This is a genomic window from Lawsonibacter faecis (assembly GCF_014287675.1).
GTDB classification, from domain to species: domain Bacteria; phylum Bacillota; class Clostridia; order Oscillospirales; family Oscillospiraceae; genus Pseudoflavonifractor; species Pseudoflavonifractor faecis.
In genome coordinates this window covers 62,943-89,388 of record NZ_JACOPQ010000004.1, presented here as the reverse complement: position 1 = coordinate 89,388, position 26,446 = coordinate 62,943, and the positions used below count along the sequence as shown (strand labels likewise).

Sequence of the window (26,446 nt, the reverse complement as noted above, 5' to 3'; positions counted from 1 at the left end):
CCACCGGTTTTTTGCTACCCGCCCAGCTGCTCCGGCGGGCCGGATTCTTTTTTCAGCTTCTTTAAATAGCGAATCTTCTTGCGCTTGTACCACACGCAGTTAAAGACGTTTCCCAATATGAGGATGTTCCCGCAGAGGTAGAGCCACAGCAGCAGAATGATGACGCTTGCCAGGGACCCGTACACCAGGGAGTACTTGGAGGACATTCCGATGAACCAGGAGAAGAGGATGGAGGCCGCCACCAGGGCCGCGGCGGCGATGATGCCGCCGGTGAGGATGGGGGGCCGGGGCTTCCCCCGGGGCGCGGCCATGCGGTAGGCCAGCAGCACGAAGAGGAGCACCAGCGCGAAGAGGATGAGGAAGCGCAGCCACTGCCAGTCCCAGGGCAGGGCGCTGGGGTCCAGGTGGAAGAAGCCCTCGATGAGGGCGAAGAGCCAGTTGCCCGTCAGCACCACCACGATTGAGAGATAGATGGTGACAAGGAAGAGAATGGAAAATATGACGCTGGCCACAATCTGCCACAGCCCCGTATAGCTCTTGCGCTCATAAATATCGTCCATGATGTTCATCAGCGCGCGGAAGGCCGCCGACGCGGAGAAGAGCGTCATCGTGATACCCGCAATCAGCATGGCGTTGGACTGGTTGGTGGAGATATAGCCGATATACTCTCCCACCACGCTCAGGGCCTCCTTGGGCAGAAAGTCCTCCATCGCCGCCATAACGGCAAAGCTGTCCAGATGGAGGATACCGATAAAGCCGTTGATGCAAACCAGAATGGGGAAGAAGGTGAGAATGAGAAAATAGGCCAGCTCCGCCGCGGAGCGGGAGACCCGCTTGCCAAAGTAGATATCCACCATTTCACGGATAAAGCGGACCGGTCCGGACTCCCAGATACCCTTCACGGCGGCGCCTCCTCTCCTCGTTTCGTCTGTGACAGTATGCCGCAAAACCGCAGGAATTCACGCTGCGCGGCATGGCCGGGGGGATTTTTGCAAAATGGCGGTATCTGGCTCTGCCGGCGGCTACGCCTCCAGGCGGGAGCCGGGCGCACCAAAACCAAGCGCTTACGATCTAACGCGGCTATTATACCACCATTGGGAAAAAAGGGCAAATAACGGCAAAAAACCGCCTGCAATCAGCAGGCGGCTCTTGTTTCCGCTCTTTTTAAAGCGCTTAGGCCAGCTTGTTCAGCTTAACGGTCATGCTGCTCTTCTTGCGCGCGGCGTTGTTCTTGTGCAGCAGCCCGTGGCCCACGGCCTTGTCGACAGCCTTGACGGCCACCTTGTAAGCGCCCTCGGCCTCGCTGCGGTTGCCCTCAGCCACGGCGGCCTCGAACTTCTTCAGATCGGTCTTGATGGCGGACTTAACGGCCTTGTTCTGCATGGCTTTGGCCTGGTTGACCAGCACACGCTTCTTGGCAGACTTGATATTCGGCAAACCAAACACCTCCTCCGATGACGATTTAACGCATAGCGATATGCGCATAGTTTGCCCGTGCAGATACTTATTTTAACAGCCAACCGCTGAAATTGCAAGGATTAATTTCATTTTTTTGCGTCTTTTTTGTATAGTGCGCTCTCATACGCAAAAAATAGTGTGTAAAGCAAAAAAGCAGTACAAGATATAGGGATATTTTTGGTCAAGATACAAGGAAAGGATGGGGCGCGGCGTGCTGAAAAGACGGACGGACCTGGCGATGGAGGCCAAAACCCTCTGGGAAGAGAGCGCGGAGAAGGAGACCAGGCTGGAGGGGGTGGAGGCCCGGGACACGGAGCGGGAGGGCTATAAGGTCACCACCGTGCGGATACTCAACGAGCGCGGGGCGGCCGCCCTGGAGAAGCCGGTGGGCAATTACGTGACCCTCCTCCTGGACGGGCTGGCCCGCAGGGAGGAGGACGCCTTCGGCCGGGCGGCCCGGGCCCTGGGCGGGGAACTGAGGGCACTGCTGAAGCTGCCCGACGGGGCCAGCGCCCTGGTGGTGGGCCTTGGCAACCGGGCCATCACCCCCGACGCGGTGGGACCCAAGGCGGCGGAGCACACCATGGTCACCCGCCACCTGGTGGAGCGGGTGCCGGAGCATTTCGGCAGCTTTCGGCCCGTAGCGGCCCTGGCGGCCGGTGTGCTGGGCACCACAGGCATGGAGAGCGGCGAGCTGGTACAGGCCGTGGTGGCGAAGCTCAAGCCCGACTGCGTCCTGGCGGTGGACGCTCTGGCCTCCCGGAGCCTGGACCGGGTCTGCCGGACCATCCAGATTGCGGACACGGGCATTGTCCCCGGCTCGGGGGTGGGCAACGCCCGGGCCGCGCTGAACCGTGAGACCCTGGGCGTCCCTGTCATTGCCATCGGCGTGCCCACCGTGGTGGACGCCGCCACCCTCTGCGCCGACGTGCTGGCAGAGGCGGGCCGGGACGACCTGGACCCGGACGCCCTGCGCAGGGCGGGGAGCGGGGTCATCGTCACCCCCAAGGAGATTGACAGCCATGTGGCCGATATCTCCAAGGTCATCGGCTTTGGGGTTAATCTGGCCCTCCAGACCGGCCTCACCGTGCAGGACGTGGAGATGTTTTTGAGCTGACTGTTCGCCGCTCCGGGACATCTTGCCGTCAAACGTTTTTCCGTAAGGCTCGACCCCTGTAATTCCATGGTTTTTTGGCCTCTTTAGGTTGACATCCCCTTCAATCCGTATATAATTGAAATGTTATCGAAATAATCAGTTGGAGGGGTATCCATGCTCACCAATCCCGAAAAATCAATGGAAAAACTGGTGGCCCTGTGCAAAGGCCGGGGCTTTATCTTTGCCGGCAGCGAGATCTACGGCGGTCTCGCCAACACCTGGGACTACGGACCCCTGGGCGCGGAGCTGAAGAACAACGTCAAGCGCGCCTGGTGGAAGAAGTTTGTGCAGGAGAACCCCTACAACGTCGGTCTGGACGCCGCCATCCTCATGAACCCCCAGACCTGGGTGGCCTCCGGCCACCTGGGCGGTTTTTCCGACCCGCTGATGGACTGCCGGGAGTGCCATGAGCGCTTCCGCGCCGACAAGCTCATTGAGGACTGGTGCGCCCAGAACAGCTTTGAGCTGCCCAAGCCCATCGACGCCTTTACCCAGCAGGAGATGAAGGACTTCATTGAGGAGCACAACATCCCCTGCCCCACCTGCGGCAAGCACAATTTTACCGACATCCGTCAGTTCAACCTGATGTTCAAGACCTTCCAGGGCGTCACCGAGGACAGCAAGAACACCGTCTATCTCCGGCCCGAGACCGCCCAGGGCATTTTTGTCAACTTCCCCAACGTGCAGCGCACCACCCGGAAGAAGCTGCCCTTCGGCATCGGACAGATTGGCAAGAGCTTCCGTAATGAGATTACGCCGGGCAACTTCATCTTCCGGGTCCGTGAGTTTGAACAGATGGAGCTGGAGTTTTTCTGCCAGCCGGGCACCGATCTGGAGTGGTTCCAGTACTGGCGCACCTTCTGCCGCGAGTGGCTGCTCTCCCTGGGCCTCAGAGACGAGAACCTGCGCCTGCGGGACCACGACCCGGAGGAGCTTTGCTTCTACTCCAAGGCGACCACCGACTTCGAGTTCCTGTTCCCCTTCGGCTGGGGCGAGCTCTGGGGCGTGGCCGACCGCACGGACTACGACCTGACCCAGCACCAGAATACCTCCGGCAAGGACATGACATACTACGACCAGGAGAAGAACGAGCACTATATTCCCTACGTCATCGAGCCCTCCCTGGGCGTGGAGCGTTCGGTGCTGGCCTTCCTGGTGGACGCCTACGACGAGGAGGTCGTGGACGCGGAGAAGAACGACACCCGCGTGGTTATGCGCTTCCATCCCGCTCTGGCCCCGTTCAAGTGCGCGGTACTGCCACTCTCCAAGAAGTTGAGCGGCGCCGCCCAGGAGGTCTATGCGGAGCTCTCCAAGCACTTCATGGTGGACTTTGACGACGCCGGCTCCATCGGCAAGCGCTACCGCCGCCAGGACGAGATCGGCACCCCACTGTGCGTCACCGTGGACTTCCAGACCGTGGGCAGCGAGACCGAGGAGGCCGACCACTGCGTCACCGTCCGGGACCGGGATACCATGGCGCAGGTCCGGATGCCCATTTCTGAGCTGAAAGCCTATATCGAGGAGAAGATCTCCTTCTGAGAAAGCGCACGCGCACGCTCCATGTCCGACGCCTGCGGCGCTCAAGTGCTTTGACCAAAGTCAAACCCCTACCGCAGGCCGGATATCGGTCTATGCAGCAGGAGCCGCCGACAAAAACGGATTGCCACGCCTGTGTGACAATCCGTTTTTCCTTATCCCCACTGTAAAATCGGAGTAACGTACATGAAAAAAATAAAAGAATCCAAGCTTGCCAACTCCCGTGCCCTGACGCTTGTGCTCTTGGCGCTTGCGGCGGTCTGTCTGGGCGTGCTCTCCCTGTGGTTTGCCTGTGTGGACAACCGCACGGCCATGTTTATAAGCTACTTTACCCACCCGCTGATCGCCGTACTCAATCTCCTCCCGGTGGTCTTTTTGGCTCTGCTGCTCTACTTTATGACGGGGCGGGCAGGCCTCTCCTACGGTATTACCGCGGTCCTCACCCTGGGTCTCACCGCCGCCAGCTTCTTCAAGCTGACCTTCCGCAACGACCCCATGATGTTTGAGGACATCCTCCTCATCAAAGAGGCGGGCAATATGGCGGGGAAGTACCAGCTCTTTCTCAACAAGAGCATGCTGCTGGCCATCGTCCTGGTGTTTCTGGGCTGGGTGGTTCTCCACTTTTTGGCCCGGGGGCGGATGCCCCTCTGGCCCAGGTTGGGAGGCGTGGCAGTGCTGCTGATGGTGTTTCTGCCCCTCCAGTGGCTCTATGCCGACGCCAATACCTATACCAACCGGACCCGGAACGAGGCTCTGATCTCCCCCTGGTCGGCCACCCAGGTCTATACCTCCAAGGGGTTTCTTTACCCCTTTCTCTACAGCGTCAAGTCCGCCTCGGACGCGCCGCCGGAGGGGTACAGCGCAGCGGCGGCCCAGTCCATCCTCGCCGCCTATGAGGACGCGGACATCCCTGAGGAGAAGAGGGTGGACCTCATCGCGATCCAGCTGGAGGCCTACAACGACTTCACCAAGTTCGGCGTGCCGGAGCTGAATCCTGCGGTATACGAGGAGTTCCACAAGCTGGAGGCCGAGGGCTACACGGGCAATCTGGTCACCAACATCTTTGCCGGCGGCACGGTGGACACCGAGCGCTGCTTCCTCACCGGGTACTCCCGGCTGGGCTCCTTCCGCGCCCCCACAAATTCCTACGCCTGGTATCTGCAAAAGCAGGGGTATTACACCGAGGGAAGCCACTCCTGCTATGCGTGGTTCTACAACCGGGAGAATGTCAACGCCAACCTGGGGCTTCAGAACTACTACTATGTGGAGAACTACTACGGCGCGCTGACCGGCGGCGGCGTGGGCTTTGACGCGGTCCTGTTTCCGGAGATGATCAAGCTCTATGCTCAGCACAAGGAGACTTCCGACCAGCCCTATTTCGGCTTCAACGTCACCTATCAGGGCCACGGCCCCTACGACACCGACGTCCTCTGGTGGGGGGACGGCTGGGTGGTGGACGATGGATCCTACACCCGGGAGGAACTGAACCTGATGAACAACTACTTCGGTTCCCTCAAGGACACGGGGGATCATCTGAAGACGTTCTTCGACTACTACCGCGCCTCCGACCAGCCGGTGGTCATCGTCCTCTTTGGGGACCACAACCCCTGGATGGGGGACGGCAACAGCATTTACCATCTGCTGGGCATTGATCTGGATCTCTCCACCAAGGAGGGCTTTTTAAATTATTACGCCACCCGGTACCTCATCTGGGCCAACGACGCGGCCAGGGAGGCCCTGGGCAATGATTTCCGGGGCGAGGGTCCGGACCTGAGCCCCAACTTCCTGATGAACGAAGTCTTCAAGCTCTGCGGCTGGGAGGGCCCGGCTTACCTCCAGGCCACCAATGCCGTGGCGGAACAGGTTCCGGTCATCAATACCCCCACGGGCCTCTATCTGGAGGATGGCGTCCTCACCGATGCCCTCACCCCAGAGGGCGCGGCCCTGATCCAGGACTACGAGAGCCTGCAGTATTTCTGGCGCAAGCACTTTGATCCATAGGGCGCCTTAAATGGGAACGTGGCGCGGCGTTGTATATTTGCTGCGAAACGGCGGGCCGACCCGCCCTGCCAGATTATCTTGAGGGAAATACCCTCCGCAGAGAAAGCCTCGCAGCGCTGCGTCGTCCGCAGATGTCGCAGTCAAATGAAAATCCGTCATTTCCGGGAACACGAGCCTCAGAAAAAACACCTCTCATGACGGATGGGGAGACTTTTTCCCATGAAACCGAGCCCCAGCCGTCATGCAGCTCCCTGTCAAAGAAGCCCTTTGGGGCTTCTTTGACAAACTGAACGACCGCCCGCCTTTTAAAAGGCGGGCGGTCGTTTTACGTTCAGGAACTGATGGGCGATCCGCAGTACTCGCACTCGCAGACCGTGCCCGCTGCAACGGTGTTCTGCGCGCCGCAGCTCCTGCAGGTGACCACCTTGACGGCGGGCGGCGCTTCCACTCCCGCGCCCGGCCGGGGGGAGGCGGGGGGAGGCGCGTCCGCCGTGCCGCCCATGTCCCGGGGAATACCGTCCAGATAGAAAAGGCCCTTGCTGAAATCGATAAGCGCGTGGGGGAAATAGCCGTCGTCCTGCATCTTCTGCAGATCCACGACGGCCTGGTCGTAAGAGCAGCCCATCCCGGAGGCGATCTTATCAATGGAGCTGAGCCGGTTATTCACCACCAGATTGATGTACCGCCGGTACTTCAGGCCGGTCTTTTTCATCCTGGTCCCGACGACAATCAGCGCCGCGCCGCCCAGGACGAAGAAAAGCAAGAGCGAGAGAAAGGAATTCAGGGGATAGGGCCTCCCGCCGCTGGTGGTCAGACTGCCGCTGACAAACATGATGAGGTACATCACCCCCATCACAGCCAGGAAGACGCCGATGCCGAAGACCACCTTGCCGTTTTGCATCGTTCCGGATCGATCGTTTTTCAGCTTGAGGATCAGCAGTACAATGCCTACCGGCCAGAACAGCAGCATAAACACAATAATCGGCACCCAGGAGGAGGTCTTCCTTCTGGGGGTGCCGTCCAGACCGCTGGCGTCGTAACGAATGTCCCTGCGGTCTATTTGATATCTTCTCTCAGCCATATCTGTCTCTCCTCCTGATTGCTTATCCCAGTCGGGACCCGCAGAATTCGCACTCCCCGGTTCCGCCCACTGGAATCTGATTGGCGGCGCCGCAGCCCTTGCACACCACGGTCCTATAGCCCGTCCCGCCCGGGTTGCCCCTTTGACCGCCGGGCGCGGCAGCGGGCCTGGAGGCCGCCTGTCCGGCGGGTACCCGCCCGGCAAACACCAGGCAGTTGGTATCCCGGTTGATATATGCGTTGGGCATCAGGCCGCGCTTGATCATCCGCTCCACATTGTCCCTTACGGCGTCCACACTCACGCCGAGCGCCCCCGCCAGACTGTCCAGGGAGCGCTCAGAGTCGCCGGACAGCAGCGCCACATACCGCTGAAAGAGCTTAATCAATCTGCCCTTTTTGACGCCCCTTAAAATGAGCCAAACGCCAAGGGCCAAAAAGAGCAAAATAGCGATGGTCACACTGACCTCAGTTTTCTGACTGAGGCAGCCGATAAGCCCCAGTCCGAAAAATGCCGCGATCAGAGCGCCGAGAATGATCTGTATCTTAGAGGCAATCCCCATGAGGACGACCTTTGACCGACCCGCGCCTTCATTCATCAAGTCTTCCCAGCCTTTCTCTCCTTCACCTCACGGCCCCGCCGCTCCACGGTCCACAGCAGCTCCTCCACTCTGGGCTCTACCTCGCCCGCCGCGGTCTCACCGGAAAGGCAGGTTTCAAGCGCCGTCAGCTTATCGGCGATCTCACTGTCCAGTGCGGACGCGCAGGCGCCGTCGGCAAACCGTATGGCCTCCGCCAAGCGCTCCAGCGGTGCTGCGTAGTCCCGGTTGGCCGGCGCGCCCGCCAGGGTCCGGACCCGGCCCTCCAGGGCCTTGAGCGCGGAGAGCGCCTGCTCCTCGGCGGCCTGGGCCGCCCCTGCACGCCGCCCGAAGGCGGAGAGGACCAGCAGCAAAATTAAGCCCGCCGCAAACAGCACGATTTGAACACCCACCAGCCCCGCCACCGGGGGCCGCATCCACAGGATGGACACCAGAGAGACGGCCAGGGAGACAATGCAGCAGATAAACAGCGCCGTAAACGCGCTTGCACGGAAAAAGATCCCCCCGCACGCCCCGGCCATCCGGTCCGCCAGGATGCCGCCGCCGCAGAGCACCGCCTCGGCCAGGAGGAAGAAGGTCAGACAGACCCAGTCCACCGTCTCCCGCTCTCCCCCGGGAAGGAAGAAGAGCAACAGCGTCACCGCAATTATAATAAGGCCCGCCAGGGCCACAATTTTTTGACGACCCTTCATGGCTTACTCTCCCTCTTTCAGCTTTTCACCGCACTCCGGGCAGAATTTCTGCTTCCCGTCAACCTCTTTTCCACACTTGGGACAGGTGCGTTGGAGGCGCGCGCCGCACTCCGGACAGAACTTGGCTTTTTTCTCCGCGATGGTCTTCCCGCAGTTGGGGCAGAGGGTGGGTACATCGGCGCCGCATTTCGCGCAGGCGCCTGCCCCCTCCGGCAGGTCCGCGCCGCAGTTTGGGCATGGATTGTATTTCTTTCCGCACTCCGGACAGAACTTCGTCTTTTGAGTCAGAGCCGTCCCACAGGAGGCGCAGCTAATTTCTTCCCCCTTCTCCGGCCCGCCTTTGGTCAGGCTGCAGCCGCAGTCCGGGCAGAATTTTTTCCCTGCGGGGACCTTGGCGTGGCACTGGGGGCACTCGCTCCCCGGCGCAGCGGTATCCAGCACATTCGCCATGCCGCCGAACTGTCCGCCTACCGCGCCGCCCGCGGCGACGCCCATCCCAAGCCCCAGCCCGGCCCCCATGAGGCCGGACGCGGCGGAGCCCTGATTGGTGGCCGCGCCCTCCAGGGTGTCGAAGGAGCGCTCCTGCTGGTAGTTGTAGCCGATAATATCCATCTCCGCCCGCTTGGCCAGCGCGGCCTTCAGCTTCCGCACCGCCGGGTCGTCCTCCGGAATATTGATGTCGTTGACGTAGAAGTTCACCAGCGTAATGCCGTACTCCGCCATGACGGGCTCGATGCGCTCCTTCATATAGGCGGAGAGTTCGTCGAGATAGGCGTTGATCTCCAGTGCGCTGATCTCCTTGTGGATGAGGTAGGAGGAGATGGTATCCTTGGCCTTGGTGATAAAGAGGCCGCGGAAATACCTCAGCAGGCTGCTCTTGTCAAACTGGGGCAGGGTGCCCACCAGCTTGACGAGAAACTTCTTCGCGTCGTCAATGCGCACGCCGAACTGCCCAAAGGATCGCACCGGCACAAAAACGCCGTACTTCGGGTCCTGGAGCTGAATGGGCGTGGCCGTGCCCCACTTGACGTCCAGGGAGTTGACGCGGTTGACGTACCACACCTCCGCCGTAAAGGGGGACCGGCCGCCGAAGGGCAGGTTGACCACCTTGTTCAGCAGGGGGATATTGGCGGTGTCCAGGGTATGCCGTCCGCTGGTGAAGACATCCAGCGCCTTGCCTCCCTTAAAGAGGACAGCCTCCTGGGACTCATTGACGATCAGTTGGGTCCAGGTCCCCAGCTCCTCGCTGGGATATTTCCACGCGAAGACATCGGGATTTCCGTTGTACTTTACCACTTCCACAATTGCCATGGCTTCCCTCTCCTCCCAGGTTTCAGCGGGTGATATCCTAGTCCATTGTACCCGCGTTGGCCCGCGCCTGTCAATGATTATCCGCCCGCCTCCGCCCTGTACCGGGCCGGACTGACGCCGGTGTGTTTTTTAAAGACGCGGGTGAAGTACTTTGCGTCGTAAAAGCCCACGGCCTCCGCCGCTTCAGCCACCCGTGCGCCGCCGGAGAGCAGTGCCTTGCCCTTTTCAATCCGCACCATTGTGATAAAGTCCCGGACTGAAAAGCCCGTGTTTTCCCGAAAAATGCCGCTCAGGTAGTTGGGGCTTACCCCGGCATAGGCCGCGATATCGGGCAGGGAGAGATCCTCCGCGCAGTGAATTCTGATATAGTAGACCGCGTTGAGCACCGCCCGGCTGAACCGCCCCTGCCGCTCAATGGCGGCCCCCACCGTGTCCAGGGTCTGCCAGAGGGACTGCACGCATTCCTCGATGCGCAGATAGCGGTCCGCGTCGCACAGCCGCTCCAGGTCCACCTGATCCATCAGTCCCCGGGCGGTGCAGCGCACTTGAAGCATATGCTTGCAGTAGGACAGGGTGTCTCGCAGGAGGGAGACGCTGTAGGAGCCGCGCAGCAGCTTCAAAAAGAGGTCCTCCAGCGCTGCCCGGCACTCGGTCCGGTCTCCCTCGTCCAGCGCCCGGCACAGACGGACGCAGCCCTCCATGACCGTCTGGTAGTCCGCCGCGCTGCGCTGGGCCTCCACCCGCTCAGCCGTAATTACGCCGCCGTCCATACGGAAGAAGGAGAGGTCGTTGAGCCGGCGGGTGAGGAGGTAGCCCTCCCGGATGGCGGCAAACCCGGACAGGGGAGGGGAGAGGGCCGTGACGTTGCGGTATCGGCAGTCTCCGCAGAAGAGGTCCCGCTCATAGACCTGCTGGCCCAGTGCGTCTATCTGCCCGGCCAGCTCCTCCGGTGAACAGGCCGTCACCCCGTCCGCGCTGAAGAGGACGGCCATCTGCTTCACGTCCTCCTCCATGACCATAAAGATGTCCGCACGGTAGCCGTTTTCCGCTACGGCGGACTCCGCCAGGATCCGGAAACGATCAAATATCTCCAGATAATCCCCGGCCTCCAGGCCGTACACATCGTAATAGACGTCCTTCTTCAGCCCCGTCAGGCAGAACCAAAAGCGGTTAAGCGAGAAGGAGAGCTCCACTCTGCACTGGCTCAGGATGGCCAGTGTCCTGGGCACGGGGTGGTTGTGCAGGCACTCGTTCATGGCATGGGTGTAGAGATAGCCCGAGGCGATATGATAGTCCCCCATGACAACCTTGTTTGGGTCCGTTCCGAAATAGGGCATCCCTTCCGCCTCCGTTTCACTGGGCACGTCATATTTGCGTCTATTATACAGGAAAATACCCCTGTTGTTAAGGCTGAGGGGTGGATTTTTCACAGGAGGGGTGAAATTTCTCTCCCTTGTTAAATTTCTAACATTTTGTATAATAAAAATAAGAAGGTCCTACCGATACACCTATGGAATGAGGAGGAAAAACATGAAAAAGAAATTCCTTGCCCTGTCTCTTGCCGCGGCTCTGGGCGTCTCCCTGCTGAGCGGATGCACCCAGGACACCGCGCCCTCTCCCAGCCCCTCCGCAAGCACCCCCGCAGAGCCCTCTCCCAGCCAGACCGTCTCCGAGACCTATACATACGCCGACACCGTTGCCTGGGACGGCCGGTACGACGTGGTGATCGTGGGCTTTGGCGGCGCCGGCTCCATGGCCGCCATGGCCGCCGCCGATGAGGGCGCCCGTGTCCTCCTGGTGGAGAAGGCCCCCGAGGGCCATGAGGGCGGCAATACCCGCTACTGCGGCCAGCTCTTCGCCAACGGCAACGGCAACTATGAGGACACCCTGGCCTACTACAAGGCCCTGGCCGGCGACCACGAGATCCCCAAGGCCATGCTGGAGCTCTACGCCCGCGAGATCGCCAACCTGGCCGACACCATTTCCGACAAGCTGGGCCTCAACAAGGAGGAGTTTATGGCCTGGAACGGTATTCCGGTCATCGGCTCCATGTCCCCCGAGTACCCTGAGTTCCCCGGCAGCGACAGCATTACCCTGACCTCCACCCATGCCGGCATCAGCGACGGCTACCTCTGGCAGGCCATGCGCAAGCAGGTCACCGACCGGGCCGACAAGATTGACGTGTGGTTTGAGTCTCCCGCCGTCTCCCTCGTGCAGGACCCGGCCTCCAAGACCATTCTGGGCGTCACCGTGGAGCGGGGCGGAGAGAAGCTGAATGTCCGCGCCGACAACGGCGTGGTACTGACCCTGGGCGGCTTTGAGAACAACCCCGAGATGCTGGCCGATTACCTGGGCCTCACCGACAGCCGCGCCATCGGCACCCTCTACAACACCGGTGACGGCATCGACATGGTCCTGGATGTGGGCGCCGACCTTTGGCACATGGAGGCCTATGAGGGCATCGGCGACTTCTCCGGCAGCGTGGTCAAGGTCCCTGAGGGCGAGCGCGGCACCACCATGTTCGGCTCCTCCTTCACCCAGGGCGGCTCCATCTTCATCGCCGGCGACGGCAACCGCTACCTCCGCGAGGATGAGCTCACCCGTCACGGCCACATCAAGCTGGGCGACGCCTGGATGAACGCCCGCCGTCCCCTGCGCTCCTTTGTCATCTGCGACGAGACCCAGTTCAACGCTTTCACCATGCCGGAAAACGCCGTCAATGTCCAGAGCGCCTCCTCCATCGCTGATCTGGCGGCCCTCATCGACGTGGACGCCGATACTCTGGTCAAGACCGTGGAAAACTACAACAGCTATGCCAAGGCCGGCTACGATCCCCAGTTCGGCCGCAGTGCCGAGAGCATGGCCCCCATCACCGGCGGCACCTACTACGCCGTGGAGCTGACCGCCGCCATGCTGAACACCCAGGGCGGCGCCCGCCGCAACGAGAACGCCGAGGTCCTGGACCGCAGCGGAAACCCCATTCCCCACCTGTACTCCGCCGGTGAATTCGGCGGCATCACCGCCTTCCAGTATCAGGGCGGCGGCAACATTGCCGAGTGCGTCATCTTCGGCCAGATCGCCGGCAAGAACGCGGCTGAGGTTAAGAACGACACCCTGCCCGCCTACACCGCCGCTGAGAAGGTCACCTCCAATATCGTCCACACCCCCGGCGTGACCACCGACCTGGCGGCCTCCGAGGCGCCCGACGTGACGCTGGGCGAGAACGAATACCTGGGCGTGAGCCACAACGGCATGGGCGGCGACCTGTACGTGAAGGTCACCATGGACGGCGACAAGATTTCCACTGTGGAGATTGTCCAGCACGCCGAGACCGACGGCATCTCCGACCCCGCCCGCGACCAGATCCCGGGCGCCATCGTGGAGGCAAACTCCACCGAGGTGGACAATGTCTCCGGCGCCACCATTACCAGCAAAGCCATCAAAGAGGCCGTCGAGGACGCCCTCTCCCAGGTAAAATAATTACTATGGAAAGACCCGCGGCGCTGAGCGCCGCGGGTCTTTTTTCAGCTTGTCAAAGCAGTCCTGTCGCGCTTCTTTGGCAAGCCGCATGACAGATGGGGCTCGCTTTCTTGGGAAAAGTTTCCCCCCGATCCGTCATGGGATGTATCATTTCTGAGGCGCATATCCCAAGATATGACGCTTTTTAATTTTTTGCCGCCGTCTGCAGACGGCGGAACTCTGCGAGGCGCTCCGCGGAGGGTTTTGACCGCCAGAAAACGCCTTGCTGCCAGCGAAAAGGGCTCTTTTGCTGATGCTTCGCAGGGGTTTTGCGCTCCGGCCGCGTTACACCTTTCCCTGCCTTGTTCTTTGATTTGGTTTATGGTACACTTGTTCTCGTATGCAGACCGTTTTTTCAATTACCATAAGGGAGGCTCCCCCCATGAAGCTCTCAAAACCCCTTCTCGCCCCCCAACTTTCACCCGTAGAGGACCTGGAGGACCTGTCTTGCCGCGCCCGCGAGGACGATGCGGACCTGGAGTGTTTGCTCTGTGACCGCCTGACCCTCACCGCAGCCGCACTGGACGGCCTGAATTTCCGCTCCGTCCGCTTTTTCCATTGCCGCCTGCTTGACTGCGACTTCTCCCGCACCGGATTTCAGGACGTGGTGTTTGAGTGCTGCGACTGTTCCAACAGCCTCTTCTCCGACTGTTTTTTTCAGCGGGTATCCTTTGCTGAGTGCAAGGGGGTGGGGGCAAACCTCCACAAGAGCGCCCAGCGGGACGTCCTCTTTGACCGCTGCGCCCTGAAATATGCCAATCTGGACGGCTCGAGACTGCGCAGTCTCCGCTTCCAGGGCTGCGACATGGAGGGGCTCTCACTCTCCGAGTGTAAGCTCTCCGGTCTGGAGCTGGCGGACTGCCGCCTGGTGGGCACCAGCTTCTACAAGACCGCTCTCACCGGCGTGGATTTGACCTCCTGCACCCTCAGCGGCCCGGTCTTCTCCGATACCGCCTGGGAGCTGAAGGGCGCCATTGTGGATCTCTACCAGGCCGCCGCGCTGGCAAAGCGCTTCGGCGTGGTGATTCGAGAGTGAAATTGGGGTTTTGTTTTCTTGACAGAGTGCGGTGTGTGTGATATATTTATCACATCAAGTGATGTATTTATCACCAGCAGGAGGCGTCTTCGGTGACAAAGGGCCAACGGCTTCTCAGACTTTTTCCCTGGTTCAGTCTGTTGGGCTTTTTCGGGTTTTTAGGGCTTCTACCCAAGTTTAACGGCCACCCCAGCTATTTTTTCTTTATTTTCTTTGGCTTCTTTGCTTTTTTCTTTTACTATCATCTGGAGAAGGACGGAGTGGATGAGCGGCTGCTGGAAAACCGAAAGCGGGCCGCTGCGGTGATGCTCTCGTTTTTTACCCTGCTCTCCTTTGCTCTGCTCTTTCTGCTGGACCGTCAGGTTCCGGCTGACACGGTGCTGCTGGTGGGTTCCCTGGGATACGCGACGGGCTTTGTCCTCGCCCCGGCCCTTACCCTCTTCTTTGACAGGAAGGCTGACTGATGGACAGTCAGTTCCGGTGCGACCTCAAGAAATACCGCATTCTGGCCGGCCTCACCCAGGAAGATCTGGCCGACCGGGTAGGGGTACGCAGGGAGACCATTATACGCCTGGAGGCCGGGCGGTACAACCCGTCCCTCAAGCTGGCCATTGCTCTATCCCGTGCCGTAGACGCCCCTATTGAGGCGCTTTTTATCTTTGATTGAGTCTATATATTTGATCTTTGTTTACCCATATCAAAAGCGTGCTGCATTTATCCTGCAGCACGCTTTTTCCTGCTTATTTCTGCCCTCCGCCACGGGAAGATCGTCACAGCGGTTATTGTACTTATTTTCCGCCCGGGCCGGGCGGAAGCCCTTTTCCTTCTTATTTTGCGGCAGCCAAAAATGAATTCTGCCGGCCTTCGGCGCTGCTCGCGCCGCCCCACGCCGTGGGGTCCCGGGGCCGCGCCGCTAAGCCTGTTTATATTTTCTGCTCTCCGCCACGGCAAGCTCGTCGCAGCGGTTGTTGTACTTATTCTCCGCGTGGCCCTTGACCCAGTGGAGATGCACCGTGTGATAGTCGTACAGCGTCAGCAGGCGGTCCCATAGATCCGGGTTCAGGGCCGGCTTCTTGTCCGATTTAATCCAGCCCCTGGCCTTCCAGCCCTTGGCCCAGCCCTTCTGCAGGCCGTCGATCACGTACTTGGAATCGGAATAAAGCTCCACCACACAGGGCTCCTTGAGTGCCTCCAGCGCCGTGATAACGCCTGTCAGCTCCATACGGTTGTTGGTGGTCTGGGGCTCTCCGCCGGAGAGCTCCTTCTGCATCTGCCCGTACTGGAGGATGGCCCCCCAGCCGCCGGGACCGGGATTGCCGGAGCAGGCCCCGTCGGTATAAATCGTGACTTGTTTCATCTTATTATTCCCTGCCTTGTGGCCCCCCCGGAGGGGGAGGGCTTTTTCCTGGCGAACCGGACACCCTCCCCGGTTTTCGGCCGGGGAGGGTGTTTTATTTCTTATTCCTCCACTTCCTCACCGGCGGTTTCTACGTCCTCTCCGCCGTCGGCTTCCGTCTCCTCCGGCTCTTCCTCCTCATGCTCGGTGCGGGCGATGGAGATGACCTTGACGCCCTCGTCCAGATTCATGACCTTGACGCCCTGGGCGCCGCGGCTGTAGACGTTTACGTCAGCGGTTGCCATGCGGATAATGACGCCCTGGCTGTTGATGAGCAGGATATCCTCGGTGCCGTCCACAACCTTTACGCCGGCGATGGGGCCGGTCTTCTCCGTCACCTGGTAGCCCTTGAGTCCGTATCCGCCGCGGTTCTGTGGGCCGTCGGCGCGGATATACTCGTCCATCTCGGTCCGCTTGCCAAAGCCGTTCTCCGTGACCATGAGGACATAGTGGTCGTACTTGGCCCGGGCCGCGCCGATGACGTAGTCGCCCTCACGCAGCTTGATGCCCCGCACGCCGGTGGCGTCGCGGCCCATGCAGCGCACGTCGTCCTCCTTGAAGCAGATGGCCATGCCGTCGTGGCTGACGATGAGGATGGCCTGCTCTCCGTCGGTCTCCCGGACAGCGATTAGCTCGTCGCCCTCGTCGAGGGTGATGCAGCGGATGCCGGCCTTACGGGCGGTGTTGATGACGGGCAGCGAGATCCGCTTCACGGTGCCGTTGCGGGTGACCATAACCAGATAACGGTCCTCGCTGTACTCCTTGAGGTGGATCATGGCCGTGACCTTCTCGCCCGGCTCCACGGGGAGCACGTTGACGATATTGGTGCCCTTGGCCGCCCGGCCTGCCTCGGGGATTTGGTAGCCCTTCTTCCTGTGGACCCGGCCCATGTTGGTGAAGAAGAGGATGAAGTCGTGGGTGGAGGAGGTAAAGACCGTATCCACGCAGTCCTCCTCTTTGGTGGTCATGGCGGTGATGCCCCTGCCGCCCCGCTTCTGGGCGCGGTAGGTGGAGGCGGGGGTCCGCTTAATGTACCCGCCTGAGGTAAGGGTGAAGACGCACTCCTCCTCCTCAATGAGGTCCTCAATGTCGATATCGTCCTCTGCAAAGCCGATCTCGGTCTTGCGGTCGTCGCCGTACTTGTCCCGGATCTCGAGTAGCTCTTCCTTCAAAACGCCCCGGAGCATCTCCTCGTCGGAGAGAAGCTGATTGAAGTAGGCGATCTTCTTCTGCAGCTCGTCGAACTCGGCCTGCAGCTTCTCCCTGTCCAGTCCCTGCAGGGCCTTGAGGCGCATCTCCAGGATGGCCTGGGCCTGCACCTCATCCAGGCCGAAGCGCTCCATCAGCTTCTCCCTGGCGTCGTCGTAGGCGGAGCGGATGATCTTGATGACCTCATCGATATTGTCCTGGGCTATGAGCAGTCCCTGCAGGAGGTGGGCCCGCTCCTGGGCCTTCCTCAGGTCATACACGGTGCGGCGGGTAATAATCTGCTCCTGAAACGCGATGTACTCGTCCAATATCTGGCGGAGGGTCAGGATCTTCGGCTGCTTCTGGTTGTCCACCAGTGCCAGCAGCACGATGGCGAAGGTGGTCTGCATCTGGGTCTGGGAAAAGAGCCGGTTGAGCACCACCTGGGGATTGGCGTCCTTTTTCAGCTCTATCACGATGCGCATACCCTTCTTGCCGTCTGACTCGTCCCGCAGGCCGGAGATGCCGTCCAGCTTCTTATCCTTCACCTGGTCGGCGATGTTCTCCACCAGCCGGGCCTTGTTGACCTGGTAGGGCAGCTCCGTAACGATAATACGCACCCGGCCCTGGCCGAATTCCTCCATCTCGGTCCGGGCGCGGACGCGGATATGGCCCTTGCCTGTGGCATAGGCCGCGCGGATGCCGCTGCGGCCCATGATGATGCCGTTGGTGGGAAAGTCCGGGCCCTTGATATGCTCCATCAGGTCCTCCAGCCCGGCCTCGGGATTCTCCAGCACACAGACGGTGGCGTTGATGACCTCCCGCAGGTTGTGGGGCGGGATATTGGTGGTCATGCCCACGGCGATGCCGGAGGAGCCGTTCACCAGCAGGTTGGGGAAGCGGGAGGGGACCACTCTGGGCTCCTTCAGCGACTCGTCGAAGTTGGGGTCCCAGTCCACGGTCTCCTTGTCGATGTCCCGCATCATCTCATTGGCCATCTTGGCCATACGGGCCTCGGTATAACGGTAGGCAGCCGGGGGATCGCCGTCGATGGAGCCAAAGTTTCCGTGGCCGTCCACCAGGGGATAGCGCATGGAAAAGCTCTGGGCCAGACGGACCAGCGCGTCGTAAACCGACTGGTCGCCGTGAGGGTGATACTTGCCCAGCACGTCGCCCACGCAGGTCGCGGACTTTTTAAAGGGCTTGTCGCTGGTGAGGCCCACCTCGTACATGGAGTAGAGGATGCGGCGGTGGACGGGCTTCAGCCCGTCTCTCACGTCGGGCAGGGCGCGGCCGACAATGACGCTCATGGCGTACTCAATGTAGGCCGACTGCATCTCATGCTCCAGGTTGATATCGACTATTTTCTGATTGGGATAAGAGATATCCTTGTCCTCGTAGCCTTTTTTCATAAAATTTTGGTGCTCCTATCTGTCGCGCCGTGGGGCCGGGCCGCCTGGCGCTTCTTATGTCTGCTTATCAAACGGCGGAAGGAATCGTTTGATGCGCATTAGTAATCCAGATTCACCGCGCGGAAGGCATTTTGTTCGATATACTCCCGCCGGGGCTCCACCTTCTCGCCCATGAGCAGGGTAAAGATGGCGTCGGCCTGGACTGCGTCCTCCATGGTGATTCGCTTGAGGGTGCGGGTCTCGGGATTCATGGTGGTCTCCCAGAGCTCGTGGTCGTCCATCTCGCCCAGGCCCTTGAAGCGGCTGATATCGATTTTGGCGTTGGGGTTGTCGCCCCGCATCTCGGCGGATATGGCATCCCGCTCCGGGTCGGAGAAGGCGACCCGGCTCTGCTTGCCCCGGGTCAGCTTGTAGAGGGGGGGTACGGCGGCGTAGACGTATCCGTGCTCAATCAGGGGCCGCATAAAGCGGAAAAAGAAGGTGAGCAGCAGTGTGCGGATATGGGATCCGTCGACGTCGGCATCGGCCATAATGATGACCTTGTGGTAGCGCAGCTTCTCCGCGTCGAACTCGTCGCCGATGCCCGCGCCCAGCGCGGTAATGACGGGGGTGAGCTTGTCGTTGCCGTACACCTTGTCGGCTCTGGCCTTTTCCACGTTGAGCATCTTGCCCCAGAGTGGCAGAATGGCCTGGAAGCGGGAGTCCCGGCCCTGCTTGGCGGAGCCGCCGGCGCTGTCGCCCTCGACGATGTAGATTTCAGTGAGGGATGCGTCCCGCTCATAGCAGTCTGCCAGCTTGCCGGGGAGGGTGGCACCCTCCAGGGCATTCTTGCGGCGGATGTTCTCCCGGGCGCGGCGGGCGGCCTCCCGGGCGCGGTTGGCGGTCATTGCCTTCTCCAGGATGACCTTTCCCACCGCCGGGTGCTCCTCCAGAAACTCCTCCAGCTTTTCCGACACCACGGCGTTGACGAGGGTGCGGATCTCGCTGTTGCCCAGCTTGGCCTTGGTCTGGCCCTCAAACTGAGCGTCGGTCAGCTTGACGGAGATAATGCACGAGAGTCCCTCTCTGCAGTCCTCGCCGGTGACCTTGTCGTCGCCCTTGAGTATGCCCTTTTTAAGGCCGTACGCGTTGAGCGTGGTGGTCAGCGCCCGCTTGAAGCCCTCCTCGTGCATGCCTCCCTCGGGGGTGTGCACATTATTGGCAAAGGAGAGTATAATCTCGTTGTAGCTGTCGTTATACTGGAAGGCCACCTCCGCGATGGAGTCCCCCTTCTGGCCGGACATATAGATGACGTCCTCGTGGAGGGCCGTCTTATTGCGGTTGATGTATGTGACGAACTCCCGGATACCGCCCTCATAGCACATATCGTCGTGCTGCTCCTGTCCCGCGCGCTCGTCAATGGTGTGGATGCGCAGGCCGGCGTTCAGAAAGGCCTCCTCCCGCATACGGGTGTGGAGGATATCATAGTCGTACACCGTGGTGTCGGTGAACATCTCTGGGTCGGGCTTAAAGGAGACGGTGGTGCCGTGCTTGTCGGTATCTCCCACCACGGTGATGGGCTGGGTCACCTTGCCCCGGGCAAACTTCATCTCGTAAATTTTTCCGTCCTTATGGACCTGGACCTCCAGCCACTCGCTGAGGGCGTTGACCACGCTGGCGCCCACGCCGTGGAGGCCGCCGGAGACCTTATAGCCCCCGCCGCCGAATTTGCCGCCGGCATGCAGGATGGTAAAGACCACCTCCAGGGCGGGAAGGCCGGTCTGCGGCTGTACGTCCACGGGTATGCCTCGCCCGTTGTCCGTTACGGTGATGATGTCGCCCTCTCTGATGATGACGTTAATCTCGTCGCAGTGCCCGGCCAGCGCCTCGTCGATGGCGTTGTCCACGATCTCGTACACCAGGTGGTGGAGACCGGAGGAGGAGGTGGAGCCGATGTACATACCGGGGCGCTTGCGCACCGCCTCCAGGCCCTCCAGGACCTGAATCTCGCTGCCGCCGTACTCATGCTCCACCTGGGTGCTGTTTTGTTCCAGTTCTAACTCGTCAGACATAAGTTAACCTCCGAATCACTTTGGTCGCGGGCGACCAATGGCCGCTCCCACATCTCGGGTGCAGCGTCCGCGCAGTTTTTTGCCCGTTCAGGCGCTTCCCTCTGCGCGTCCCTGCCCCTCTCCTTCCCGTAAAACCGTTCGGTTTAAACGGTAGCCCGAACTGGGCCCGGGTCCATGTAGGGGCGCCCATTGGGCGCCCGCAGTTCTCGTTTCCATATTGGGCGCAGCGTTTTCTTTCCGCCCGCCGTATCTAATCCAGGGTAAATTGATTATCCTCCGCCCGTCCCTTCAGGGTGGCGGTGGAGAGCTGGGAGAGGTAAATTCGTGTTTTCTCCCCCTGCCTGCCGCACAGGACAAAGGCTTTGGGGATATCGTCCCCCACCATCTCCAGCCTACCCTCCTTCTCAGAGCGCTCTAAAAATCTGCGCGTCAGGTGGGAGGAGGTGGTGTTGTCCATGTCAAAGAGACCTATGACGTCGCGGTAGGGAACAACCACGGACTGGCCCAGATGCAGATACATAATAATAATCGTCCTTTACCGTCGCTATTTTTCGTCAATCACCCTGGGCCGCCAGACCCGCCGCCAGAGGCGGTAGCCGATGAACAGTCCCAGGAAGAGGAGCGCAGCGGGAAGACCGGGGATGAAGAGCAGCGTCTCTATAGGCGCGCTGCCGCCGTGGGCCACGTCGGCGGACCAGCCGTGGTAGCGGACCAGAAACACAATGACCGTCCCGGCCAGGGCGGTCAGGGGCAGCGCCCAGCGCCAGGGGCGGCGCTTGGTAAATCGGCAGACGGCATATTCGCAGACAGCCCCCAGCAGGACTGGGAGCAGACACAGTGCAAGAATCACAGGCATAAATCATTACCTCATTCAGGGCCTCTCCCCCTCGCCAGTCACCACGCCAGCAGACCCAGGAGAACGCCCAAAGCCGCAGGAATAAAAACAGAACGCCGAGTATCAACGGGCCCAGACTGTGTATAGGACTGAAGTCGGCGCATGCAAGATAGCAAAGACCCAGCAGAGCCACCACGCCGCCCGGGAGAAAACCCTGCCCCGTCCGCTTGGACGACTCCATACAGGCAAACTGAGCGCCAAAAAACAACAAACACCACAAAAGTCGGCAGAAACAGAGCCAAGAGCGGCTACCCTCCCTTACAGCGCACCGAAACGCGGCGCGCCGCTATACCAGCCGGCCGGCGTGAATGCGGAAGACCTTCTCCCGGCCCAGCCCCTCCAGCTTCTCGTCCTCACAGCAGGTAATAAACACCTGTCCGCCGTTGATATGCCCCAGAACAAACGCCTGGCGGCGGGCATCCAGCTCGGAGAGCACGTCGTCCAGGAGGAGAACGGGCCACTCTCCGGTATCGTGAAAAAAGATCTCCCGGCTGCCCAGCTTCAGCGAGAGGGCGGCGGTACGGGTCTGCCCCTGGGAGGCGAACTGCTTGGCGCTCATGCCGTCCAGCTCCACCGTCAGGTCGTCCTTATGGGGGCCTGAGAGACATTGCCGGGCGTCCAGCTCCGCCTGCCGGTGACTCTCCTGATGGTCTAAAAGCTGTGGGAAGATCTCCTTGGGGCTCGCCTCCGGGTCAACGACCGTCTTCACCGTCTCATAGCGCAGGGCCAAGATCTCCCGCCCGCCTGAAAACTCCCGGTGGATAGGGGGGGCGTATTCCCGCAGCTTGCGGATAAAATGGGCCCGGTAGTGGATCAATACAGCCCCCGTCTGGGCCATACGAAGATTGAAGTCATCCAGCGTTTCCAGCAGGGATGGCTTCTCCTCCCAGTCCCGCAAAATGCGGGTTTTCTGGTCGTAGAGCTTGCGGTACTCGGCCAGGGCGGCGGCATAGCGGGGCCGGAGCTGGCAGATGCAGCTGTCCAAAAAGCGCCTGCGCTCCACGGCGCCCTCACGGATGAGATAGAGATCCTCCGGGCAGAAGAGCACCGTATTCAGCACACCCGCCAGCTCCCCGGCTGTCTTGAGACGGACGCCGTTGGAAAAGAGCTGCTTACGGGCATTCCGGGAGAGCCGGGCTTCCAGGGTAAAGTCCCGGTCCCGAGAGAGAAGCTCGCCCTTGATAAAGGCGCTGTCCACGCCAAACTGGATGAGCTCCTTATCGTACCTGGCCCGGTGGGAGGAGGCTGTGGAGAGATAGGCGACGGCCTCCAGCAGATTGGTTTTCCCCTGCGCGTTCTCCCCACAGATGACGTTCAGCTCCGGGGAGAATTTGGCGTCCATATGGAGGTAGTTGCGGAAGAAGTCCAGCTCGATCCCTTTGACTATCATTGGACAGACAGCTTGATATCGGGAAGGGTCACCACATCGCCGGGGCGAATTTTCTTTCCACGCATGGTGCAGACCTCGCCATTGACGGATACGTCGCCCTGCTGTATGGCAAGCTTGGCCTCGCCGCCGGTCTCCACCACACCGGCAAACTTTAAAAGCCCTTCCAGCTTAATGAACTCAGTGGTGATATGAATAATTTCTTCTTGCATAAGACATCCTTTCCCGGCCCGTTCCGGGTATAGGGCCCGTTGCTGCCGCAATCAGCATAGTATTCCGGGCGCGGCTTAATCCCCGGCTTTCAGCCGCACGGGCAGGACCATATAGAGGAAGTTTTCACTGTCGTCGTCCGGCAGAATGACACAGGGGGACACCCCGGTGGAGAGTTCCAGACGGACCCGGTCGGCCGGCGCCGCCTTGAGCGCGTCCATCAGATATTTGTTGTTAAAGCCGATCTCCAGGCCGCCGCCATCGCCGTCAACGGCGCACTCGTCCCGGGCGTCGCCGATGGCGGTGCGGGTGGAGATCTTCAGGAGATTTTCCTCGAAGACGCATCGCAGGGGGCTCTTGAGCTTATCGCTGATGATAAGGGACACGCGGTCAATGGAGGCAATCAGGCTGCGTGTATCGCCCTCAATCCTGATGGGGTTGTTGCGGGGCACGGCCTGACGATAGGCCAGAAACTCGCCCTCCAGCCTGCGGGCCACCAGCATGGTGTCGCCCACTTTAAACATGACGTGGCGGGCGCCCTGTGTGACGGAGGCGGCCTCGTCCACGTGGTCGCAGATCTTCTCCACCTCGGAGAGGGCCGCGCCGGGAACGACAAAGGAGAAGGCGTCGGCGCCCTCCTTTTTGTCGATCTCCTCGTGGCGCAGGGCCAGGCGGTAACCGTCGACGGAGACAATGGTCAGGCCCTGTCCCTCCACCTCGAAGAGGGAGCCGGTATGGATGGGCCGGCTCTCGTTGTCGCTGACGGCAAAGAGGGTCTGGGAGATCATGGATTTTAGCTTCTCCTGGCTCATCTCCAGGGAGTTCTGATACTCCACGGTGGGAAGTTCCGGAAATTCCTCGGGATCGGTGCCCAGAATGTTGAATTCACTCATGCCGCACTTGATGTTGACCGTATAGTTTTCAGAGGAAAAGACCACAATGTCGTCGGGCAGCTTGCGGATAATGTCGCCAAAGAGACGGGCGCCCAGAACCAGCGAACCGCTTTCCTGAATATCGGCGGGGACGATGGTGCGGATACCCGTCTCCAGGTTGTAGCCGGTCAGGCGCAGTTCGCTCTGCGCCTCCAGAAGAATGCCTTCCAGTGCGGGGATGGAGCTTTTAGGGGAGACTGCCCGGCTGGCGGTAGAGATGGCTGACTGCAGCAGGGCTTTCTCACAGGAAAATTTCATATAGAACACCGACCTTTCTCTGTCAAAATCCTCTACGCAAGAAGGAGAGGTAAGGGATTATTATTTCGTAGTGATCGTAGTAGGCGGAAATAATGTGGACAAATGCCGCTGAGCCTAGAGCGCCAGGGGATACCACGTCCACAGGGTATGTGTACAAAAAAGATCATTATACACACTGTGAGGAGGTTGGAACTACTTGTCCACAAAGCCGTTTCCACTTATCCACAAAAAGCGGTGGAGATCTTCTATACAGATTGTAATAGCTTCGGGCATGTCAGGGGGGGTCTGACGGTTTACCTGGGTGAGTAGGGAGAGGCCTATTCGTAGCGGGCGTTGATGTTGGCGTTGAGATCCTTGATAATCTCTGCAATCTCCGGGTTGGTCTTCATCAGGTTCTCCACCCGCTCAATGGAGTGCATAACGGTGGTGTGGTCCCGTCCCTCGAACTCCCGCCCGATCTCCTTGAGGGAGAGGGAGGTCATGCGGCGGATAAGGTACATGGCTATCTGGCGGGCGAGGGCGGTGTCCTTGGTGCGGCCCTGGCCCCGGAGGGCGTCGTTCTCGATGTTATAGAACTTACAGACCTCTTCGATAATGACGTCGGAGGAGGGAAGAAACTCCGCCTTCTCCTTAAACATATCCCGTACCGCCCTGGTGACGGTCTCCACGTCCACGCTCTCGCCCATCAGCTCCTGAAAGGCGAGAATTTTATTGACGGTGCCCTCAATCTGCCTCACGTTGGAGGTAATGTTGTCCGCGATGTAGCGCAGAACCGGGTCAGGGAGATTCATGCCGCGGCGGATGGCCTTGTTCTTGATGATGGCCACCCGAGTCTCGTAGTCGGGCGGCTGGATATCCACGGGGAGTCCCCACTCGAAGCGGGTCTTCAGCCGGTCGTCCAGCCGCATCATCTCTTTGGGAGGACGGTCGGCAGTGAAGACGATCTGGCGGCCCGCCTCATAGAGGGTGTTAAAGGTATGGAACATTTCCTCCTGGCTGCTCTCGCGCCCGGCGATAAACTGCACGTCGTCCATGAGAAACACGTCGGCGGAGCGGAACTTCTCCCGAAATTCCTGGTTTCTGCCCTCCCGGATGGCTTGGACCAGCTCATTGGTGAAGTTGTCACCCTTGATGTAGACCACCCGGAAGTCGGGATGGGCGGCGTGGATCTTGTGGGCGATGGCGTAGAGAAGGTGGGTCTTACCCAGGCCGGACTCCCCGTAGATAAAGAGGGGGTTATAGCTGTGGGCGGGGTGTTCCGCCACCGCCAGGGCCGCCGCGTGGGCAAATTTGTTGGAGGAGCCGACCACAAAGCGGTCGAAGGTGTAGTCCTCGGTCCCCGGCAGGAAGGAGGTGTCCTGGGGTTTGACGGTGAAGCTCTCCAGCTCCCCCTCGCCCAGAACCTCAACTTTGAACTCGCAGGCGAAGAGCTCAAACAGCGCCTTCTGAATGGTGGGCAGATAGCGCTTTTCAATGATGTCCCGCTTGAAGTTGGTAGGTGAGTGGATAATAAAGCGGTCCTCTTCCAGGGCGACGGCGGTGCAGTCGTCAAACCAGGTGTTGATGGCCGTGGCGGTCATATCCGCCTCCATCAGGGAGAGGACTTTGGCCCATATATCGGCCGGTGAATTCACGCTCTTGTCCCCCTTTTTCGCAAATAAGGTATCCAAAATATTATATCAAAAAAGCGGTGATCAGGCAACGGTTTTCCACAGATACCTTATTAAATAATAAGCTATTTTTGTGTTTTGAAAAATATATGGTACAAGATGTTGTATAGCGACGTCATTTCGGGAAAAGATTGTGGAAAACCCATCAAAAAATGTGGTTGACAGGGCTTTTGTTTATCCTGTATAATACCCAATGCGCCATTATACCCATTTGGGTGTAAGGCATAATCGTTTGACGACCGCGGCCGCATGCGGGGTATCTGAAGAATAGGCGCAATGACGAAAAGCGCCGCCGTCCGATGAGACGGCAGTTATCAGATGCAACGCAAGGGGCCGTTGTGGTGAGGGGCCCGGGTGGGCCCGCTTGAAACGAACAGGAGGTGTACAATCATGGTTCGTACCTATCAGCCCAAGAAGCGCCAGCGTTCCAAGGAGCACGGTTTCCGTAAGCGGATGCGCACTGCCAACGGCCGCAAGGTTCTGGCCCGCCGCCGTGCGAAGGGCCGCGCCCGTCTGACCCACTAATGGAGGCGGCAACCAAATAAGGGCTTTTTGAGGGGCGGGGGAGCATTCCTTCCGCCCCTGCGTAGCATCGTCGGGGCAAAGAACGCCGCAGTAGGAACACCCTGCGGGAAAGCGCCTGTCTCAACCCCCCATGTTCC

The 26,446-nt window shown here is 60.1% G+C and carries 24 protein-coding genes; 8 read left to right on the top strand and 16 right to left on the bottom strand.

The window, feature by feature from the left end; all coding sequences use genetic code 11:
• Positions 1-14 precede the first annotated feature (14 nt).
• Complete coding sequence (locus tag H8S62_RS06255) at positions 15-902, bottom strand: YihY/virulence factor BrkB family protein (protein ID WP_173023927.1); 888 nt, start codon at positions 900-902, stop codon at positions 15-17.
• A gap of 271 nt (positions 903-1,173) precedes the next feature.
• A complete protein-coding gene (gene rpsT, locus H8S62_RS06250) occupies positions 1,174-1,437 on the bottom strand; it encodes a 30S ribosomal protein S20 (RefSeq protein WP_155150707.1) in 264 nt (87 codons plus the stop codon).
• 232 nt (positions 1,438-1,669) lie between these two features.
• On the opposite strand from rpsT, the gene gpr reads away from it, so the two are divergent.
• The 3 genes from gpr to H8S62_RS06235 all read left to right on the top strand — a co-directional run bounded on the left by gpr (position 1,670) and on the right by H8S62_RS06235 (position 6,151).
• A complete protein-coding gene (gene gpr / locus H8S62_RS06245; protein ID WP_256285461.1) occupies positions 1,670-2,575 on the top strand; it encodes a GPR endopeptidase in 906 nt (301 codons plus the stop codon).
• Positions 2,576-2,728: 153 nt separating this feature from the next.
• Positions 2,729-4,153, top strand: coding sequence for a glycine--tRNA ligase (locus H8S62_RS06240; RefSeq protein WP_155150701.1), 1,425 nt, complete (start codon positions 2,729-2,731; stop codon positions 4,151-4,153).
• Between the two features lie 183 nt (positions 4,154-4,336).
• A complete protein-coding gene (locus H8S62_RS06235; RefSeq protein ID WP_186918806.1) occupies positions 4,337-6,151 on the top strand; it encodes an LTA synthase family protein in 1,815 nt (604 codons plus the stop codon).
• 331 nt (positions 6,152-6,482) lie between these two features.
• Here the strand turns inward: H8S62_RS06235 and H8S62_RS06230 are convergent, their stop codons facing one another.
• The 5 genes from H8S62_RS06230 to H8S62_RS06210 all read right to left on the bottom strand — a co-directional run bounded on the left by H8S62_RS06230 (position 6,483) and on the right by H8S62_RS06210 (position 11,167).
• Positions 6,483-7,232: a hypothetical protein gene (locus H8S62_RS06230; protein ID WP_155150695.1), complete on the bottom strand. Its 750-nt coding sequence runs from the start codon at positions 7,230-7,232 to the stop codon at positions 6,483-6,485.
• Positions 7,233-7,254: 22 nt separating this feature from the next.
• A complete protein-coding gene (locus H8S62_RS06225; protein WP_186918805.1) occupies positions 7,255-7,827 on the bottom strand; it encodes a PCI domain-containing protein in 573 nt (190 codons plus the stop codon).
• On the bottom strand, positions 7,827-8,519 hold the full coding sequence (locus H8S62_RS06220) for a hypothetical protein (RefSeq protein WP_186918804.1): 693 nt from the start codon (positions 8,517-8,519) through the stop codon (positions 7,827-7,829). The genes H8S62_RS06225 and H8S62_RS06220 overlap by 1 nt, the downstream gene beginning before the upstream one ends.
• Before the next feature lie 3 nt (positions 8,520-8,522).
• Positions 8,523-9,830: an SPFH domain-containing protein gene (locus H8S62_RS06215; RefSeq protein ID WP_155150685.1), complete on the bottom strand. Its 1,308-nt coding sequence runs from the start codon at positions 9,828-9,830 to the stop codon at positions 8,523-8,525.
• Positions 9,831-9,907: 77 nt separating this feature from the next.
• Entirely contained in the window at positions 9,908-11,167 is a 1,260-nt protein-coding gene (locus H8S62_RS06210) for a helix-turn-helix domain-containing protein (RefSeq protein WP_186918803.1), read from the bottom strand.
• A gap of 193 nt (positions 11,168-11,360) precedes the next feature.
• On the opposite strand from H8S62_RS06210, the gene H8S62_RS18325 reads away from it, so the two are divergent.
• The 4 genes from H8S62_RS18325 to H8S62_RS06190 all read left to right on the top strand — a co-directional run bounded on the left by H8S62_RS18325 (position 11,361) and on the right by H8S62_RS06190 (position 15,052).
• A complete protein-coding gene (locus H8S62_RS18325) occupies positions 11,361-13,310 on the top strand; it encodes an FAD-dependent oxidoreductase (RefSeq protein ID WP_186918802.1) in 1,950 nt (649 codons plus the stop codon).
• Between the two features lie 421 nt (positions 13,311-13,731).
• On the top strand, positions 13,732-14,385 hold the full coding sequence (locus tag H8S62_RS06200; RefSeq protein ID WP_186918801.1) for a pentapeptide repeat-containing protein: 654 nt from the start codon (positions 13,732-13,734) through the stop codon (positions 14,383-14,385).
• Positions 14,386-14,645: 260 nt separating this feature from the next.
• Complete coding sequence (locus tag H8S62_RS18765) at positions 14,646-14,849, top strand: hypothetical protein (RefSeq protein WP_480175757.1); 204 nt, start codon at positions 14,646-14,648, stop codon at positions 14,847-14,849.
• On the top strand, positions 14,849-15,052 hold the full coding sequence (locus H8S62_RS06190) for a helix-turn-helix transcriptional regulator (protein WP_186918799.1): 204 nt from the start codon (positions 14,849-14,851) through the stop codon (positions 15,050-15,052). The genes H8S62_RS18765 and H8S62_RS06190 overlap by 1 nt, the downstream gene beginning before the upstream one ends.
• A 246-nt stretch (positions 15,053-15,298) precedes the next feature.
• Here H8S62_RS06190 and rnhA read toward each other — a convergent pair whose 3' ends face one another.
• From rnhA to dnaA, 9 genes are all read right to left on the bottom strand, one after another.
• Positions 15,299-15,742: a ribonuclease HI gene (gene rnhA, locus H8S62_RS06185; protein ID WP_155150665.1), complete on the bottom strand. Its 444-nt coding sequence runs from the start codon at positions 15,740-15,742 to the stop codon at positions 15,299-15,301.
• A gap of 101 nt (positions 15,743-15,843) precedes the next feature.
• A complete protein-coding gene (gyrA, locus tag H8S62_RS06180) occupies positions 15,844-18,381 on the bottom strand; it encodes a DNA gyrase subunit A (RefSeq protein WP_186918798.1) in 2,538 nt (845 codons plus the stop codon).
• Positions 18,382-18,479: 98 nt separating this feature from the next.
• Complete coding sequence (gene gyrB / locus H8S62_RS06175) at positions 18,480-20,432, bottom strand: DNA topoisomerase (ATP-hydrolyzing) subunit B (RefSeq protein ID WP_155150659.1); 1,953 nt, start codon at positions 20,430-20,432, stop codon at positions 18,480-18,482.
• A 250-nt stretch (positions 20,433-20,682) separates the two neighbouring features.
• Positions 20,683-20,952, bottom strand: a complete 270-nt coding sequence (remB, locus tag H8S62_RS06170; protein WP_155150656.1) for an extracellular matrix regulator RemB — start codon at positions 20,950-20,952, stop codon at positions 20,683-20,685.
• Positions 20,953-20,976: 24 nt separating this feature from the next.
• The gene (locus H8S62_RS06165; protein ID WP_155150652.1) at positions 20,977-21,288 is read right to left on the bottom strand and encodes a Tat pathway signal protein; all 312 of its coding nucleotides are present in this window, start codon (positions 21,286-21,288) and stop codon (positions 20,977-20,979) included.
• Between the two features lie 325 nt (positions 21,289-21,613).
• Positions 21,614-22,717 (bottom strand): DNA replication/repair protein RecF, encoded by a 1,104-nt coding sequence (recF, locus tag H8S62_RS06160; RefSeq protein ID WP_155150649.1) that lies wholly within the window; start codon positions 22,715-22,717, stop codon positions 21,614-21,616.
• Positions 22,714-22,926, bottom strand: a complete 213-nt coding sequence (locus tag H8S62_RS06155) for an RNA-binding S4 domain-containing protein (protein ID WP_155150646.1) — start codon at positions 22,924-22,926, stop codon at positions 22,714-22,716. The genes recF and H8S62_RS06155 overlap by 4 nt, the downstream gene beginning before the upstream one ends.
• Positions 22,927-23,001: 75 nt before the next feature.
• Positions 23,002-24,114, bottom strand: coding sequence for a DNA polymerase III subunit beta (gene dnaN / locus H8S62_RS06150; RefSeq protein ID WP_186918797.1), 1,113 nt, complete (start codon positions 24,112-24,114; stop codon positions 23,002-23,004).
• A gap of 317 nt (positions 24,115-24,431) precedes the next feature.
• A complete protein-coding gene (gene dnaA, locus H8S62_RS06145; protein ID WP_186918796.1) occupies positions 24,432-25,748 on the bottom strand; it encodes a chromosomal replication initiator protein DnaA in 1,317 nt (438 codons plus the stop codon).
• Positions 25,749-26,174: 426 nt separating this feature from the next.
• On the opposite strand from dnaA, the gene rpmH reads away from it, so the two are divergent.
• Positions 26,175-26,309 carry a 50S ribosomal protein L34 gene (gene rpmH, locus H8S62_RS06140; RefSeq protein WP_006570963.1) on the top strand — a complete coding sequence of 45 codons (135 nt, stop codon included), beginning with the start codon at positions 26,175-26,177 and terminating at the stop codon, positions 26,307-26,309.
• The last annotated feature ends 137 nt before the right edge of the window (positions 26,310-26,446 follow it).

Coding starts and splice junctions, on each gene's coding strand:
- H8S62_RS06240 (WP_155150701.1), top strand. CDS start 2,729: ATGCTCACCAATCCCGAAAAATCAATGGAAAAACTGGTGGCCCTGTGC.
- H8S62_RS06235 (WP_186918806.1), top strand. CDS start 4,337: ATGAAAAAAATAAAAGAATCCAAGCTTGCCAACTCCCGTGCCCTGACG.
- H8S62_RS06230 (WP_155150695.1), bottom strand. CDS start 7,232: ATGGCTGAGAGAAGATATCAAATAGACCGCAGGGACATTCGTTACGAC.
- H8S62_RS06225 (WP_186918805.1), bottom strand. CDS start 7,827: ATGAATGAAGGCGCGGGTCGGTCAAAGGTCGTCCTCATGGGGATTGCC.
- H8S62_RS06220 (WP_186918804.1), bottom strand. CDS start 8,519: ATGAAGGGTCGTCAAAAAATTGTGGCCCTGGCGGGCCTTATTATAATT.
- H8S62_RS06215 (WP_155150685.1), bottom strand. CDS start 9,830: ATGGCAATTGTGGAAGTGGTAAAGTACAACGGAAATCCCGATGTCTTC.
- H8S62_RS06210 (WP_186918803.1), bottom strand. CDS start 11,167: ATGCCCTATTTCGGAACGGACCCAAACAAGGTTGTCATGGGGGACTAT.
- H8S62_RS18325 (WP_186918802.1), top strand. CDS start 11,361: ATGAAAAAGAAATTCCTTGCCCTGTCTCTTGCCGCGGCTCTGGGCGTC.
- H8S62_RS06200 (WP_186918801.1), top strand. CDS start 13,732: ATGAAGCTCTCAAAACCCCTTCTCGCCCCCCAACTTTCACCCGTAGAG.
- H8S62_RS06190 (WP_186918799.1), top strand. CDS start 14,849: ATGGACAGTCAGTTCCGGTGCGACCTCAAGAAATACCGCATTCTGGCC.
- rnhA (WP_155150665.1), bottom strand. CDS start 15,742: ATGAAACAAGTCACGATTTATACCGACGGGGCCTGCTCCGGCAATCCC.
- gyrA (WP_186918798.1), bottom strand. CDS start 18,381: ATGAAAAAAGGCTACGAGGACAAGGATATCTCTTATCCCAATCAGAAA.
- gyrB (WP_155150659.1), bottom strand. CDS start 20,432: ATGTCTGACGAGTTAGAACTGGAACAAAACAGCACCCAGGTGGAGCAT.
- remB (WP_155150656.1), bottom strand. CDS start 20,952: ATGTATCTGCATCTGGGCCAGTCCGTGGTTGTTCCCTACCGCGACGTC.
- H8S62_RS06165 (WP_155150652.1), bottom strand. CDS start 21,288: ATGCCTGTGATTCTTGCACTGTGTCTGCTCCCAGTCCTGCTGGGGGCT.
- recF (WP_155150649.1), bottom strand. CDS start 22,717: ATGATAGTCAAAGGGATCGAGCTGGACTTCTTCCGCAACTACCTCCAT.
- H8S62_RS06155 (WP_155150646.1), bottom strand. CDS start 22,926: ATGCAAGAAGAAATTATTCATATCACCACTGAGTTCATTAAGCTGGAA.
- dnaN (WP_186918797.1), bottom strand. CDS start 24,114: ATGAAATTTTCCTGTGAGAAAGCCCTGCTGCAGTCAGCCATCTCTACC.
- rpmH (WP_006570963.1), top strand. CDS start 26,175: ATGGTTCGTACCTATCAGCCCAAGAAGCGCCAGCGTTCCAAGGAGCAC.